This is a genomic window from Halomonas sp. HAL1 (assembly GCF_030544485.1).
GTDB lineage: Bacteria > Pseudomonadota > Gammaproteobacteria > Pseudomonadales > Halomonadaceae > Vreelandella > Vreelandella arctica.
This window is the reverse complement of the sequence record NZ_CP130610.1, coordinates 177,498-192,909: the sequence shown is the minus strand read 5'-3', so window position 1 is coordinate 192,909 and position 15,412 is coordinate 177,498. Positions and strand designations below refer to the sequence as shown.

At 55.8% G+C, this 15,412-nt stretch carries 11 protein-coding genes and 1 CRISPR repeat array (1 of these 12 running past the window's edge); of the genes, 2 read left to right on the top strand and 9 right to left on the bottom strand.

Annotation, left to right across the window (positions count from 1 at the left end; all coding sequences use genetic code 11):
* Positions 1 to 3,926: a CRISPR direct-repeat array (repeat unit 29 nt; unit sequence CGGTTCATCCCCGCTCGTGCGGGGATCGG); it reaches 442 nt to the left of the window's first position.
* Positions 3,927 to 4,036: 110 nt separating this feature from the next.
* The 7 genes from cas2e to casA are packed head-to-tail and all read right to left on the bottom strand — an operon-like array spanning position 4,037 to position 10,228.
* Complete coding sequence (cas2e, locus tag Q3Y66_RS00905; protein ID WP_008958407.1) at positions 4,037 to 4,330, bottom strand: type I-E CRISPR-associated endoribonuclease Cas2e; 294 nt, start codon at positions 4,328 to 4,330, stop codon at positions 4,037 to 4,039.
* Positions 4,331 to 5,251: a type I-E CRISPR-associated endonuclease Cas1e gene (cas1e, locus tag Q3Y66_RS00900; RefSeq protein ID WP_008958406.1), complete on the bottom strand. Its 921-nt coding sequence runs from the start codon at positions 5,249 to 5,251 to the stop codon at positions 4,331 to 4,333.
* 9 nt (positions 5,252 to 5,260) lie between these two features.
* Positions 5,261 to 5,950, bottom strand: coding sequence for a type I-E CRISPR-associated protein Cas6/Cse3/CasE (gene cas6e, locus Q3Y66_RS00895; protein ID WP_008958405.1), 690 nt, complete (start codon positions 5,948 to 5,950; stop codon positions 5,261 to 5,263).
* Positions 5,950 to 6,702, bottom strand: coding sequence for a type I-E CRISPR-associated protein Cas5/CasD (cas5e, locus tag Q3Y66_RS00890; protein ID WP_008958404.1), 753 nt, complete (start codon positions 6,700 to 6,702; stop codon positions 5,950 to 5,952). The genes cas6e and cas5e overlap by 1 nt, the downstream gene beginning before the upstream one ends.
* A gap of 9 nt (positions 6,703 to 6,711) precedes the next feature.
* Positions 6,712 to 7,803: a type I-E CRISPR-associated protein Cas7/Cse4/CasC gene (gene cas7e / locus Q3Y66_RS00885; RefSeq protein ID WP_008958403.1), complete on the bottom strand. Its 1,092-nt coding sequence runs from the start codon at positions 7,801 to 7,803 to the stop codon at positions 6,712 to 6,714.
* Positions 7,804 to 7,862: 59 nt separating this feature from the next.
* Positions 7,863 to 8,528, bottom strand: a complete 666-nt coding sequence (gene casB / locus Q3Y66_RS00880; protein WP_008958402.1) for a type I-E CRISPR-associated protein Cse2/CasB — start codon at positions 8,526 to 8,528, stop codon at positions 7,863 to 7,865.
* On the bottom strand, positions 8,528 to 10,228 hold the full coding sequence (gene casA / locus Q3Y66_RS00875; protein ID WP_008958401.1) for a type I-E CRISPR-associated protein Cse1/CasA: 1,701 nt from the start codon (positions 10,226 to 10,228) through the stop codon (positions 8,528 to 8,530). The genes casB and casA overlap by 1 nt, the downstream gene beginning before the upstream one ends.
* An 88-nt stretch (positions 10,229 to 10,316) precedes the next feature.
* Here casA and Q3Y66_RS00870 point away from each other — a divergent pair, with 88 nt between their 5' ends.
* The gene (locus Q3Y66_RS00870; RefSeq protein ID WP_008958400.1) at positions 10,317 to 10,748 is read left to right on the top strand and encodes a DUF29 domain-containing protein; all 432 of its coding nucleotides are present in this window, start codon (positions 10,317 to 10,319) and stop codon (positions 10,746 to 10,748) included.
* A gap of 5 nt (positions 10,749 to 10,753) precedes the next feature.
* Here Q3Y66_RS00870 and Q3Y66_RS00865 read toward each other — a convergent pair whose 3' ends face one another.
* Entirely contained in the window at positions 10,754 to 13,429 is a 2,676-nt protein-coding gene (locus Q3Y66_RS00865) for a CRISPR-associated helicase/endonuclease Cas3 (protein ID WP_008958399.1), read from the bottom strand.
* Between the two features lie 165 nt (positions 13,430 to 13,594).
* Here Q3Y66_RS00865 and Q3Y66_RS00860 point away from each other — a divergent pair, with 165 nt between their 5' ends.
* Positions 13,595 to 14,266 carry a hypothetical protein gene (locus Q3Y66_RS00860; protein WP_008958398.1) on the top strand — a complete coding sequence of 224 codons (672 nt, stop codon included), beginning with the start codon at positions 13,595 to 13,597 and terminating at the stop codon, positions 14,264 to 14,266.
* Positions 14,267 to 14,455: 189 nt separating this feature from the next.
* On the opposite strand, the gene Q3Y66_RS00855 is transcribed toward Q3Y66_RS00860, so the two are convergent.
* Positions 14,456 to 15,403 carry a 2-hydroxyacid dehydrogenase gene (locus Q3Y66_RS00855; RefSeq protein ID WP_008958397.1) on the bottom strand — a complete coding sequence of 316 codons (948 nt, stop codon included), beginning with the start codon at positions 15,401 to 15,403 and terminating at the stop codon, positions 14,456 to 14,458.
* Positions 15,404 to 15,412 lie beyond the last annotated feature (9 nt).

The window sequence follows — 15,412 nt, the reverse complement described above, 5'->3', positions numbered from 1 at the left end:
CGTGCGGGGATCGGGCGCTCACAGATCGCGAAGTCCACGCCATGTACGGTTCATCCCCGCTCGTGCGGGGATCGGTAGCTTGGGCTCAGTCTCAGTTAGACGCCGCCCGGTTCATCCCCGCTCGTGCGGGGATCGGCTGACCAGCACTGGTGCGACTTCCGCCCCGACCGGTTCATCCCCGCTCGTGCGGGGATCGGCTTCACCTCGATGCGTGCCTTTTCCATGATGGCGGTTCATCCCCGCTCGTGCGGGGATCGGGCTGATATCTATTCCATAGTCACCCAGCACGCCGGTTCATCCCCGCTCGTGCGGGGATCGGGGCGATGGTGGTGACGATGTCGCGGACGGTGACGGTTCATCCCCGCTCGTGCGGGGATCGGCTTTTGCTCTTTTAGCTTGCTGTTTAATACATCGGTTCATCCCCGCTCGTGCGGGGATCGGCGATCATTTCCGATTGAGCGCCAATGGTATCGCGGTTCATCCCCGCTCGTGCGGGGATCGGTTGCGTGCGCGCCAAGATGATATAGCCGCAGACGGTTCATCCCCGCTCGTGCGGGGATCGGCGATACTTTAAAACAGCTGGGCGCTGCTTCCACGGTTCATCCCCGCTCGTGCGGGGATCGGGGATTTGCATCGAATGTTTTCATGTCGATCCTCGGTTCATCCCCGCTCGTGCGGGGATCGGCCCTGAATTTGTGATAGAAACGTCGGGCGCATCGGTTCATCCCCGCTCGTGCGGGGATCGGGAACACGGCACTGTGCCCGGCAACATCGTTGGCGGTTCATCCCCGCTCGTGCGGGGATCGGAGCCAAGCGCTCTGCATGTAGGCGGGCCGACTCGGTTCATCCCCGCTCGTGCGGGGATCGGAAGGGCGTGTAATAGTCGGCCGTGTGGTTGAGCGGTTCATCCCCGCTCGTGCGGGGATCGGCATACCGATGTCTACGATGGCGTATTGCTCGCCGGTTCATCCCCGCTCGTGCGGGGATCGGACGTTGCTGAATGAACACGGCTGGCGCGGTGACGGTTCATCCCCGCTCGTGCGGGGATCGGTGCGTAGAGTGGGATAGGGGCGACTGCGAGTTCGGTTCATCCCCGCTCGTGCGGGGATCGGGGCCTTATCTTCGCTTAGCTTATCTGCTTTGGCGGTTCATCCCCGCTCGTGCGGGGATCGGGTCCGAGGATGTTACCTAATGGCCTACACCTCGGGTTCATCCCCGCTCGTGCGGGGATCGGGTTACACAAGATACATTTACCCAATACGCACAGCGGTTCATCCCCGCTCGTGCGGGGATCGGGTCCTGGCGATGCGCGCCGTTCTTTTTTGATACGGTTCATCCCCGCTCGTGCGGGGATCGGGGTGGTGGTGCGCATTTGTCCTCGCCAGCATACGGTTCATCCCCGCTCGTGCGGGGATCGGCTTTCCAACTCGGCACGCTCGGCTGGGGTCATCGGTTCATCCCCGCTCGTGCGGGGATCGGGTCGTGATAGCCTTCAATAATGTTGCGCATGGCGGTTCATCCCCGCTCGTGCGGGGATCGGGGCCTATTTGCATCAATAACTTCTTTCATCACCGGTTCATCCCCGCTCGTGCGGGGATCGGCACTGCCTCAACCATTACGTCAACGCTTGCGCCGGTTCATCCCCGCTCGTGCGGGGATCGGATCGAAATGCAAGCCGAGCTAATGCGCGAGAACGGTTCATCCCCGCTCGTGCGGGGATCGGAAGACGCTTTAGCGCCTCTTTCACCCCATCATCGGTTCATCCCCGCTCGTGCGGGGATCGGTGAAACCCTAGAACGTACCGTTGTAACGGTAACGGTTCATCCCCGCTCGTGCGGGGATCGGGAGGAGTTTACCGCTACACACTACCGGACTGACGGTTCATCCCCGCTCGTGCGGGGATCGGCGCTGAGGCGGCAGGTATCCCCAACCGCATGACGGTTCATCCCCGCTCGTGCGGGGATCGGGCGTTTGGCTTGCGTAGCTGGATCTCTTCGACCGGTTCATCCCCGCTCGTGCGGGGATCGGTTCCTCGGCGTTTAGGCCAATGACATCGTAGGCGGTTCATCCCCGCTCGTGCGGGGATCGGGCAAGGGTGCGGGCTGGTCGCCGCTTCCCAGTCGGTTCATCCCCGCTCGTGCGGGGATCGGAACATGCTGGTGGCCGCCGCCGAGCAAGGCCGCGGTTCATCCCCGCTCGTGCGGGGATCGGGAGTGCGGCCGCCTGAGCAGTTGAAGCGATGCCGGTTCATCCCCGCTCGTGCGGGGATCGGCGCTGCTATCCAAAGTAACCGCGTTGCTAAATCGGTTCATCCCCGCTCGTGCGGGGATCGGACGCTAGGGCAGCGCTTCATTAGGTTCTGTTGCGGTTCATCCCCGCTCGTGCGGGGATCGGTAACGCTGAATCGTTCCCCGCAGCTTGACGCGCGGTTCATCCCCGCTCGTGCGGGGATCGGGGTGGCCCATTCGCTCATGGTGAGCGTGACATCGGTTCATCCCCGCTCGTGCGGGGATCGGGACGTTGAAGAGTGCGCCGAGGTTGTCGAGGTCGGTTCATCCCCGCTCGTGCGGGGATCGGCGAACTACCCGCCGGGGCAGAAGGAACGCGCGGCGGTTCATCCCCGCTCGTGCGGGGATCGGGTGATGACTCATGTAATGACCAAGCATGGATGCGGTTCATCCCCGCTCGTGCGGGGATCGGGGTTGGATTAAAGCTAATGATCGCGATATTAGCGGTTCATCCCCGCTCGTGCGGGGATCGGTCTGTCCAGCCATTCTTCCGATGTCGGTATGTCGGTTCATCCCCGCTCGTGCGGGGATCGGGCCAACGCTAAACCCTGTTCAATCATAAATTGCGGTTCATCCCCGCTCGTGCGGGGATCGGTTTACGGCCCGCTGGATTAGCAGGCATTTCAACGGTTCATCCCCGCTCGTGCGGGGATCGGACGAATGGCATCACGCGCAGGCATACCAATTGCGGTTCATCCCCGCTCGTGCGGGGATCGGTTACGTTATAGTCTCCCGTTTTAGGCATGTTGCGGTTCATCCCCGCTCGTGCGGGGATCGGGACCCTGTACGCTGTGTTGCTGCGTCTATCAGCGGTTCATCCCCGCTCGTGCGGGGATCGGCGTGCAAATGCAAATAAGGAAAGCTAACAATTGCCCGACGGTTCATCCCCGCTCGTGCGGGGATCGGTCGCCTCAGCAGCCTTATCAGGGTCACCAGTGCGGTTCATCCCCGCTCGTGCGGGGATCGGCAAAAGATATTTCACGCGATATAATGAATGGTCGGTTCATCCCCGCTCGTGCGGGGATCGGATCAAAGCGTTTTTCATTGGCTTTTGGCAGGGCGGTTCATCCCCGCTCGTGCGGGGATCGGCGTCGGTCACGGTGTGGCGTGAAGTGCGCCGCCGGTTCATCCCCGCTCGTGCGGGGATCGGATCATCACAGTTTTTAATAAGATTAGATGAAGCGGTTCATCCCCGCTCGTGCGGGGATCGGGATGGTCATCCGCGTTATGTGGATCTTATTAACGGTTCATCCCCGCTCGTGCGGGGATCGGCTCTTCGATCTGGCTGGCAGCCGCTTGGTAGGCGGTTCATCCCCGCTCGTGCGGGGATCGGTTACCCAACGCTGCTGGTAGGGCAACAGCACGCGGTTCATCCCCGCTCGTGCGGGGATCGGTTGTTGGCCACCGGCGCCAAGCCCTAACATGCCGGTTCATCCCCGCTCGTGCGGGGATCGGCATCTTGATCATTTGTGTAAAACTACTGAAAACGGTTCATCCCCGCTCGTGCGGGGATCGGGCGCGCAGTGTGTAACTAGCGTCGATAAGGGCCGGTTCATCCCCGCTCGTGCGGGGATCGGCTGCTTGGCGTGATGCGTGTAAAAAAGCTGGTCGGTTCATCCCCGCTCGTGCGGGGATCGGACTTGTTGTAGATATTTGATCTACAAGAAGAAAATAGCAGATAAAAATTCTACCAGCTATTTTGCTTACTTTTTAACCACTTTAAATTATTAAAGATCAAATAAAATCAGCTAGTTAACTTGTGGTGGCGAAAAGCGCACCAAACGTAACCCGTCATGGTCGACGGGTTCTCGGCGGTTTTCACCATAGGTTTGAAATTCAAAGCCGGATTCATGGTTGCTGGCCCAGGCCATGGCCACGTTGCCATCTTCTGCCAGGGCTTCCACCTGCTCCCAGATCATTTCGCGAATGCGCCTGCTAACGTCGCCAACGTAAACACCGGCTCTAATTTCCAAGAGCCACACTGCTAACCTGCCGCGTAGGCGCGGTGGTACAGCTTCTGTAATTACCACGAGCATTGCCATTTATCCGCTCCTATGCCCGGCATCGCCAACCGAAGGGGGTTCGGGAATCGCAGGCGGTACTGCATCAGGTGCTGGTGGCGGCGGCTGAATATCACCAGCGGCAAGCACATCTTCGATCATGGGGATTAAGCGCTGGAGTATGCGGGATTGCTTGAACGCATCGCGGCAAGAGATACGCACTTCTCTTTCCGGCATGGGCGGATTGCGCGCCGCCACTCGAAAGGCCGCAGGCACTACCGTTTCAAACTTCACGATGTCGGCAATATCGTACACAAAGCTCAACGGTTTGCCGGTGTGCAGATAGCCAATCGCGGGGGCGTAGCCTGCCGCCAAAATAGCCGCTTCGGTTATGCCATAGAGACAAGCCGTGGCAGCAGACAAGCACTGATTTGCAACATCAGAAGCCTCCCACTGTTTGGGATCGTAACGGCGTCCGTTCCATTTAACGCCATACTGTTTAGCTAACAGTTGATATGTTTTGCGCACCCTTGCGCCTTCCATACCACGCAGTTGCTCGATGCTGCAACGCGAAGGAGGCTCTTCACCAAAGCGCAGTTCAAACATCTTTCGCACTACTTTAAGGCGCAGCTTTTCATCCAACGCCAGCTGCGCCTGATAGAGCAATTTATCTGACCGCGCACCACCCGGTTGGCCAGCGCTATAGAGCCGTACGCCAGCATCCCCTACCCAAATCAGTAATGTGCCTACCGTAGCCGCCAGCTTTATTGCGGCATGTGAAACCCGCGTACCCGGTTCAAGCAACAGGCAAGCCACCGAACCCACCGGGATATGCATGCGCTCGCCATTCACCTCATCTATGACGACAAAAGCACCGTCGCGTACATCTATCTGCCCCATCCCGATAAAAATCATCGACATTCGGTCTTTTTCGGGAATGGGCTTTAGCGGAATAAAGCCCATGTTGGTCTCCTAAGGTCGGCGCAGTAGTAGCAAACCACCACCAAATGCTTTGGCCCGCCCAATGCCGTGGGCCATTGTTTCGACTAGTTTTCCTGGATTGGTAACTTCCAGCAGGCCTTCGTAATCCACCGTTGAGAACTGAACCGGCTTGCCGCTCCCTTTATTCAGCACATGCTGGCGGTAGGCACCCAACTCTGGCGTAACCGGCAAGCTAAAGCCCCATGTTTCAGCGCGGTTTTCGAGCCACTCACGGGCTTTGCCATTCATCGCATCAACACAGGCCTGGCTGGTGCGCTGCCCCGGCGGGAATGGCTTTTTAGCTGCCATTAACACATCGGCACGCTGGCCACGTTGTCCAGGCACGGAAATCGCCATTGTGGGGTTAGCGCGTAGGCGAAATGCCAGTCTCTCGCCCACCTTGAGTTCTGGCGCGTAGGGTTTGCTCTCTGCAGTCAGTAAGCCTGCCACTGATACAGGTTCACGATCTGAAAGAACATAAAATAGCGGTAGTCCTTTGGGGCCTCTACTCTCTTCGGCTTCTTCCAGCTCTTGCCTAAAGACAAAGGGCCGTGGCCCTTCGTAGTCAGGGAATAGCTGCCATAAAAGCTGGTGAGCCGTATAGGCTTCAGCGTTCATCACATCAAACAGCTTGTCGCGAGACAGCCCGTTCAGGTCAACACGTACACGTGAGAGATACATTAGCGCGCCTCCTCTGCTGCTATGGCCCGGCGAAACTCTAACCGGGGGCCAAACTGCCAGCGCCGACGATTCAACGGCAAATCCCACACATCGTTGTACTCTGCTGCCTGATCATTGCCGTCTAACGTACTGGCTTCTCCCTCCCAGGCGTAGAGCGCTTCATCGGGAAAACGCAGAGCCTTTCTGTCTTCTTGGCAATTGACCGCTAGCTTAGGGAACGCTATATCAAGCGCTTCTTTAAGCGTGTTGCACTGCCGGCGCTGGGGTGCAAGCGGCGCAGCGGGCGGGCAGGATTTTCGCCCTAGATAAAGTGGGTAATGGGGTGTTTTTAGCGCTTGCTCAAGCTCAGAAAGCGTGAGGGTTGACGCTGGCGTTAGCCACACAGCTACTGTCCATAGACCATCACAGCGATAGTCCCGGCTAGAGAGGATCGTTTTCAGCGCATCGCGCGGCGCGCTTAGCTCTTCTTTGCGGGTGTGATAGCTCACTTTTGACTGCGCGGCAGGCATCTGCACTGTGTGGTAGTCGCGCATCAGCATACCGGGTGTGTACTGTTTTACGCCCATGGCAATGCTTTCCCGCAGTTGCATTTGGCCTGCATCATCGTCTCGGCGAATTCCCAGCGCTGCGCCGAGCAAACCAAGCACGGCGCCTTTGCCAGGATAAGTTGCCGTGGGGCGCGTTTCACCAACGGCAGCTTCCCCCCAACTGGCAAGCGGCGCATAGAGCCGAAAAATAAGATAGTCGGTCATGCCGCCTCCTTATTGGTCGGTTTTTAAGAAAGCGATCAGTTCTTTAAGGCTGCCTTTTCTAACATTGCCCTTTAGCTGCGGTTCTTCATAGCCGGTCTCAGCACTGGTGACAAAGCGACTGTCCGCACCTGCGTCATAGGCACTATCAAACGCGTTAGCTTGCTCTTCAATACGCTTAATAGCATCGAGTGCTTGATCTTGCCCCACGATAGGACGCAGATAAGCGGTGGAGAGTGAGCGCGGCTGCTGGTTGCCTTTTTCAGCCAGCACGTAGCTCGCATGGGCGCGGGAGCCAAAACTGTTTTGCTTGCCTTTGGGTGACGTTTTAGCCGCAGCTTCCACTAGCGCAGCAATCGCCTGGTCGGCTAGTTCACGGTTGCCTTGCAGGTTCTCAACCAACTGCTGGCGGTCAATGCAGATATAGAGGTAGAACAACCCAGCCCCAAAGCCAGATTCACCAATATGGGCCGCGCCGCGGTCTTTATCACCGCTGTTTAAGTCATCGACAGCGGTAAAGTAATCATCTTCTACTTCAGCGGCATGCACGGTGATGGCGTGGGCCACTTGGCAGGCGGCATCGACGTTATATTCAGGAACGGCGGCCAGCATACGGCCAAACAGCGCTACATCGGCGGCAGCAGGTTTGTGGCGTAAGAGCTTTAATTCGTCATCGTTTGGCTCGCGCTTCTCTGCCACCAGTGTTTCCACCAGCTCGCTGATCGCTTGGCGTTCTTCCAAGCCAACGTGCACTAGCTGCTCGATCTCAAACTCTTTAGCTTCGCCTTTTTCTACTTTACGCAGCTTGCCAAACACGCCCGCTATTTTTTCTGCGCAAGTCCCCGCCATTTTTTGATCAACGCCTTTTTCTACTAACTGATCGTAAGCTTCTTTGCCCAGACGCTTAGTACGCGTGCCCACATGCCCAGCCAGCGCTTCTTCAAAGAGCGCAGAGGTACGCCAAGTACGCTTAAGGCTTTGTGACGAGACACGTAGACGCTTAGCACCCCCCATCAAGGCAGTTTTGGGGCGGCCCAGGTCATCACGGTTCAGGTTGGCGGGCGGATAAGAGGTCAGCAGGTGCAGTTGAATAAAGTGGCTCATGGATAACTCCGTTAGTGATTTCCATATGAAACTAGAAAGGGTGATAGTCAGTCGTAAAATCAGTCGCCGCGGTGGCTATAGCGAGATGTTGCTGCGAAATAGTCATTTGCCAGTACAAATCCAAGCCGCTGGGTAGGCTTGGCAGATAAACGTCCACGATGTTCACGCCACCAGAGTGAGATAACACTCGCCAGCAGTACAACACTGACATCCCTCTTATCTGCAAGCGCCAGCGCGCGGCGTAAGCGCTGGATAAACTCTTCAGGCGTACGGCAGGAAAGCAGCTGCTGAAACCGAAGCTCACTCATTAACGGTTTACCGGTTTGCTCTTTTTGCTGACCAAGGCGCGCGGCTAACGATGCGCTCTTCTTTTCTTCGCGCAGCTCCGCAGCGATTAACGCAATACATGACCAAACTTGTAATTTTTCATCGCGATAATCCGTTTGTTTCGTCGTCTCCGGTAGCATCGCCCAAAGCTCACGAAAACCTTGAGTTAACATCGCTGCTTCCGCGCTATCACAGCGGCGCAGTACTGCTCGGACACCTCGGGGCAGTGGCGGCTGGGGGGTGAATGCTTTCAAAGCCTGTGGGGTTAACGTCAAACGCTGCCACCAGCGGCGCAGGGCGGCGGCTTCATCCAACTTCAAAGCGACGAGCGCTTTTTTCTCCGCCTCGGACAAAATATCTTCTTTTTCGATTGTTTCCGGCGTCTCCACATTACTCATCAGGCGTCTCCTGTCGTTGTTGCAGCAGAGGCCGCATTACGCTTGGCCTTCGCGGAGGGGTCAAAATCACCCTGTTGGATAAAGTCACTCACCACTTTGCTACCTTTGCTCTTACCACCAAGAAAGCTTTGCAGCTGCCGATGGGCAGCGGTAGCGCGTTTAAGGTCCATACTTTCCTGGGCACCGCTTAGGGCTAGGTCTTCGAATACACGCATGGCTTCACGCTTAAGGGCGAAGTACCAACGCTCAGCAATGTCAGGAGGAATATGCGGAGGTGGCGAGTCTTGTTGCAGAACCTGCTGAAGGGCTAACAACGCTTTAAAAAACCCAGGCTGGGTTACATCGTAAAATTGGTTATCAATGGCACTCATATCACCCTTGGCATCCGATGGCCGCGAAAACCAAGCGTTTTTAACTTGAGTGCGAACCATCCAGGCGATATTGCGTGATAGCTCGGTCAGTTGGTGAACCCAGGCGCGGAGCCTTTCCTGCTGACCTTGTGGAATGTCCACCAGAGGCATTTCGATGCTGTACCATCCCCGCGGCTTCATGTTGTCCATGTCATAGCCAAACACCCATAGGCGCGCCTCTCTCAGTAACGCCTGAATGTCTTCGCCACGAGCTCGCTCTTGTGTCACTAGCTTTTGTTTGTGGATGTAGCTTTTCAGCACCGCTGCCGCGATTGCACCACTGCTTTCTTCATTATTCAGTACAAAGCCTGACCAGTGCCGATAGCCAAGCCCACCCGGCTGGCCTTTGCTGGAAAGAGGCAGCTCATTGGGCTTTTTGGGATCACGTCGGTAGGGTGTTAGCGGGTGTAACCATGGGCCGTCGTAGTTTGCCCCCTGCTTTTTAGCGCGTAATTCGCGCACTACCCTCTGGTTTTTTCGTCCGCAAATATCGCAGGGGCATTCATTTGCTTCTTCAAATAGCAGCCGGAAGCGACGCGGCATTGACCAGTAAGCGTGTAGGGGGTGGGTGTCTTCCGGTAGCACCTCGGTGCCTTTTTTATCGCTTACCCGCGTATCAGCCATCCAGAAAAATAGTGAAGGTTCTTCTGGATGCGGCGTCGACCACTGCTGCCCTTTCTGGATGGCTTCTTTCTGCGTAATGACGTTTAGCCACAGCCGTTCCCACAAGCTGGCTGTGGCTAACTCAGGCATGACCAGTGTGGTCAGCGGGCCACCACCACGAAGGCCCACACGGATACCGGCACCGCCCGCAGGCGCATTGATCTGCATGGTGTAAAGCGCTATGGCCGCACAGGCATCACACATCACCTCAACGCGGCCGCGCTTTACGAAAAAGTCAGTATTGTTTTTGATGCCGTTAGCGCCGGGGGCATCAATTAATAACCCACTGACAGTGGCGTTTTTCACATCCTCCAGCGGGTCAAGGTCTTGCATAAAACGAGGGCCGTCGCCGTCCAGTTCAAAAGCACTACTGAAAGGCGCAAACGCCTTGTCCAACTCTTCAACGCTGGGTCTTTCAAGTAATCGATCAAGCCAGTCGTCATGGGTTTTCGGCGGCAACGCCGTTTGTAGCAGGCCGATCAGGAACTGGTAGGCAGCTCCTTGAAAGTCTGCTCGCGGCAGGGCGAGGTTAATTACATCAGAATCGACCACTGCTGAGGGAGGGCGGTTCTCTACCTTTCCATCTTTCAACAGTAAGGGCAGCCAGGAGTCTTTAAGTAAATTCATGTACACCTCGATAGTGTCGTCTGGTGTCGGCGCTTCGTTTACACTGAAAAAAATTAGGGTTAGTCAGAAGGTGGGGAGGATCAGAACAATGGCGATTCATTACGAACAGGATGCCTATGCCTGGGCGCTTGAACAGGCGGGGCTGCTGCGGGCTGGAAAACTGGACAAGCTGGATCTTGAGCACCTTGCCGAGGAGATTGAGAGCATGGGGAAAAGCGAGCGACGTGCCTTGATTAGCCAACTGGCCCGCTTGCTGATGCACCTGCTGAAATGGGATCACCAACCGGAGCGGCGTTCGCGTAGCTGGCGGTTGACGATTCAGGATGCTCAAAGCAAAGTGAGTCGCCTGCTGAAGGACAACCCCAGCTTGAAGGCATCGCTGCCTGAACTGATGAGCGAAGCTTACGACGATGCTCGTCGTGCCGCTGCGATTGAAACTGACCGGGAACCCCAGGAGTTTCCCGAGCAGTGCCTGTACAGCTATGAAGAAGCCATGAACTTTCAAGCCAGCGAACATTGAATGCCTCATGGCGTTTGCTCCTTACTGCCTAACCTTACGCCCCACTGAGTATCGTAATCGCACTCAAGGTCATCACCGGGCAGCCAAGCCTGAGTGTACTTCAGTGCTTTATAGCGCTCTTGAAGGGTAAGCCACTGGCCTTCATAGCGGCTTGGCAACGATGCCAACTTAGCGGCCTGGCTTTGGCGTAGCTTCACCTGGCTAAGCATATCAGCATGGCGGCTCTCGCCCGCCCATAGCGCCAGCTCGTTATCATCGGTTAGTGAAAGCAGCTCGACATTGACCGTGGGTTCGTCCATCAGCCTTGTGCCTATCTCTTGCTCTTCCTGCCACTGATCGCTTTTTACATAGCCCTCTTCCAGGTTGAGTGCGTTGAAGTTTGCCATCGAGCCCGCCGTTCTCTGCATTCCTTTTTGCTCGTAGCGCGCTGCCTGCAGAGCATCAGGAATATCGTCAGATACAGGGCCGTAAACACCTTCAATAAGATCTCTCGCCTCTTCGGGCATACGGATTGCTTTCAAACGACGCAGCACCCGCTGGGTTAACCAGCTTAACGATGTATCGCGATAAACCGCCTGGGTGCCTGGCAGCGTGCACTTGAGCCAATGCTCATCGGGATCTTCCGCCCAGGGCGGCGCTAGTACCAGCAGGCGCGGCAGGCAGCGTGCTCCACGCTGGTGGCGTTGTAAGCGTCCTGCCCGCTGGATAAGTAGATCGATGGGGGCGATGTCACTGACCATGACATCTACATCGCAATCCAGTGACTCCTGAAATACCTGCGTGCTGACCAATACTTGCCCCTTACGCACTTCAGGCGTTGAGTCTTTACCTAACCGCTCGATGACCTGGGACTCAATGCGCTGCCTATCGACCATTGCAAAGCGGCTGTGAAACAGTAGGCAGCGCTCAGGCTCTGGGTGGCGAGCAGCAATGGCTTCGAATGCGCGAATAGCGTCATCTACTGTATTGCGCACCCAAGCGATACACTCACCGGCCTCCACTGCTTCTATCACCGCTTCGATCGCCTGCTCCTCTTCGGTTAGCCAGGCGACTTCAACACTCCTGGACACCTCTTTGCGCGATCCTAGCGGCAGCTCTAACGGTTGCCCTTCGCTCACATGGGTCAGTAATGGAAAATCATCTTTTTGTGGTTTCGTTGCTGGCTGCCCAAGCCCTGATTGCCAAGCAGCCATTAAGGCACTGCGCATGGCGCGGGGGAGCGTGGCCGTTAGCAGAATCGCGCTACCGCCCTGGCGAGCATGGTAGGCCAGCAGTTGGCTGAGCAGTGTTTGCATGTAATTGTCGTAGGCGTGCACCTCATCAATCACCAATACCTTACGCGCTAGTCCGTACAAGCGCAGAGATTGGTGGCGAAACGGCAAAATCGCCATCAAGGCTTGGTCAATGGTGCCTACCCCCACTTCCGCCAGCAGCGCTTTTTTACGTGAATCCGCTAACCATTGGTTACAGCGGCTAGTGGCCGAAAGTTCGCTAACGGTGTAATCCAGATCCCTAGGCTGAGGCGCGGCAACGGCGGCGATAAAATCGTCGTTTAAATCCCGTGCACCGTGGGCGAGGACAAAAGAGGGAGAGGATTCAGCGGTATAAAAGCGGCGATGCAAATTGCCCAGCCGTGAGTACATGGCGTTAGAGGTTGCCATCGTGGGCAGTGCAAAATAGAGCCCATCGCCGTGTCCTGCTTCTAATAGGCGCTGAGTCAGAATACAGGCGGCTTCGGTTTTTCCTGAACCGGTAACATCTTCCAAGATAAACAGCTGCGGCCCATCCGTGAGAGCTACTGTCTCGGCGGCATGCTGCAAGGGCGTTGGCGTGATGGATTGCTTGTCAAACCAGTCGGCCATACCTGCGTAAGGCAACGGTTCGGAAAACTTGTTAAACCCTGTTTCTTCCAATGCTTTCTCAGCATTGTGTAACGCAATTTGCCAATAATCGGCGAGCGGTATTCTCTTCTGACAATAGGGAAAGTGATCCTGGTTCGAGCCCAGCCAGTCACTTAAAGTTGCCCAGCCTGCGATTGACCAGCTTAGCGTCTGCAGGGCATAAACCCATTCTTCTGAAAACAGCTGCTCGATTGGCCACTCTGGCGGAACGACGTTGGCCCAATCGGCAATAAACTGCCGCGTTGCTTCTACATCATCAGCGTGTTCATCACGACAGAAAAACCTCTCTATGTCGATATTGCCTGCGCTTACTGGCTGACCGTGATGGCCAAAAAAGGGTGGTGAGAGAACAGAAAAAGCTGCGCGAAGCGCTTTGCGCTCAGCGCGCGTCAAGCTTACTGACCACTGCAACGTGCCATCTTCAAACCAGTCTAGCCATTTAGCCTCCCAAACCACATCACCCAAGCGATCATGGCGCTCGGTATAGGCATATTGCGCAGCGGGAGGGACTAATGCCAAGCTTGAGACGGGTTGAAAAAGCCCCTGAAAAGTTCGGGAGAACTTACCGATATCGTGCAATCCCAACCAAAAAACCAATAGCTGACGTAGCACTCCAGGTTCAAGACTCAGTTGCACTGCCAGACGTTGTGTCAGCGGTCTATCCGGCGAAAGCAGCAACCAGCCCACCGCAGCAACATCTAAGTTGTGATACGGCAATAGATGACACTCTACACTCTGCCCTTTAGCTTGCGCTTTACCCCAGTAGTGATAGTAAATCACCGCCTCCCCTCCACCGTTTTACCAATACCTCATCTAATCATTCTTTATGCTTAAGCGCCATTGACCTTAGTCATACTTCGCCAACCCTGAATCCACCCTCGTCTGATTTGATTTGATTTGCGTGCTACGCTTAGCGCTACTGCTCCCCTATATAGGCACCTCTTCATGCATGCTTTTCGTCTTCTCGCCGCGTTGGTGACCACCCTGGTGGTCGTTATGCCTGCCTCTCTACAAGCCCAGGCACAAACAGATGGGCAGTGGAGTGAATACGATGAGGTATTTGAGAACGGCGCCAGCCACGCCAACGTTTGGCAGTGGGGCTGGACAGGCATTTACGGCACAAGCTTGGCGGTGAATGCGTACCAATCCAGCGAAGCAAGTGACCCGGATGACCGCTTTGATGCCCGGGTGGGCGTGGTGAAATCCGCCCTGGCCGTGGCCGGTATGCTGACGGATCGCCAGCCACACCCGGCGGCATTGGCCGAGTATGAGCGTTTGAAAGCCAGCGGCGATTTAAGCGGTGTGCAGGCGCTGGGCTTGCAGCTCGCCCAAGCCGAACGCGAGCGGCGTGGCTGGGGCGCCCGGGTGAGCTCGTTAGTGGTCAATGGCGTGGCGGGTGCGGTGATTGCCGCCGATGGCCGGGAAAGCGACGGCGCTATTAACTTTGCAACGGGTATGCTGGTTAACGAGCTGCAAATTTGGTCGCAGCCCAATCAAGCGTCTTCGGCGATTAATCGCTTCCAGCCCGCTACTCTATCGCTGGGTCCGATGACTATTCCTGGTGAATATGCGCTCAACGTGGGGCCACAGCAGCTTGGTGCTACCTGGCGCTACTAGGTTTTTACGTAAACTGCCTGCGCCGACCACAGAAATACCCCACCAAGAAAAATGCCAGTCAGCATTAACTGACTGGCATTAACCCAAACGCGGTGGCTTTTTTATTAGATGCTGAGGTGCTAAGCAGCAATCAAACAAACCAATAGTGATGAGGCATCCTGACACGACTTTATTTTCAGCTCAAAATGGTTAGTTGACCAGCGTGAGCAAATCACGTTTTTCGTTAAATGCCTCAAGATTGGCGAACTGTAAATCGCCCATTGCCTCACGAGTTTGTACAGTGCCAGAGCCCTGGTGAGGCTGAAGGATGACATTATTGAGCGCTAATAGTTTAGGGTTCACATTAGGCTCATTGTCGAATACGTCTAGTCCAGCGCCTCCCAATCGTCCCGACTCAAGCTGTTCGATCAACGCCTTCTCATCAATAACAGAGCCTCGGGAAACGTTAATGATGACAGCATTATCTGGTAAGGCGTTTAGCACGTCTGCAGACACTAAGTGATGAGTCTTTGTTCCACCAACAACAGTTACAAATAACACATCTACAGCGGCCGCCAGTTCTAGGGGTGTCTTATGATATTGCCAAGATGAGGGTGTATCCTTAGGGCTACGGGATTGATAGTGCACCTTCGATTTAAAAGCAGCCATTCTATCGGCTATTTCACGGCCGATACGTCCCATGCCAAGCACGCCGACTCGTAACCCACTGGCGCTGGCATTGAGTGGGAAGGTGCCACGGCGGGCCCACTCACCTTCTCGAACCCAGCGATCTCCGGCTAACAGCTGCCGCTTAAGAGCCAACAGCATACCTACGGACAGATCGGCCACATCGTCGTTGAGTACATTTGGCGTGTTGGTAACCTTGATACCACGTTCCACTGCAGCATTGATGTCAATATCGTCGTAACCCACACCAAAATTGGCAATGAGTTCTAGTGAGGGAAGCTGGTTCATCTCAGCGAGCCCAAAGGGGGAGTGACCATGATAGGCAACGCTTCGACAGGTGCGGCGAACCGCTTCTGGAAGATCATGTAGTAAAGCCAGGTTATCAATTGAGTGAGTTGAAAAACGAGTTTCAAGCTGCTGACGCTGACGCGGAGAATAATAACCAATCAAAATAACAGGGGAGGCTGACATGGAGACTCT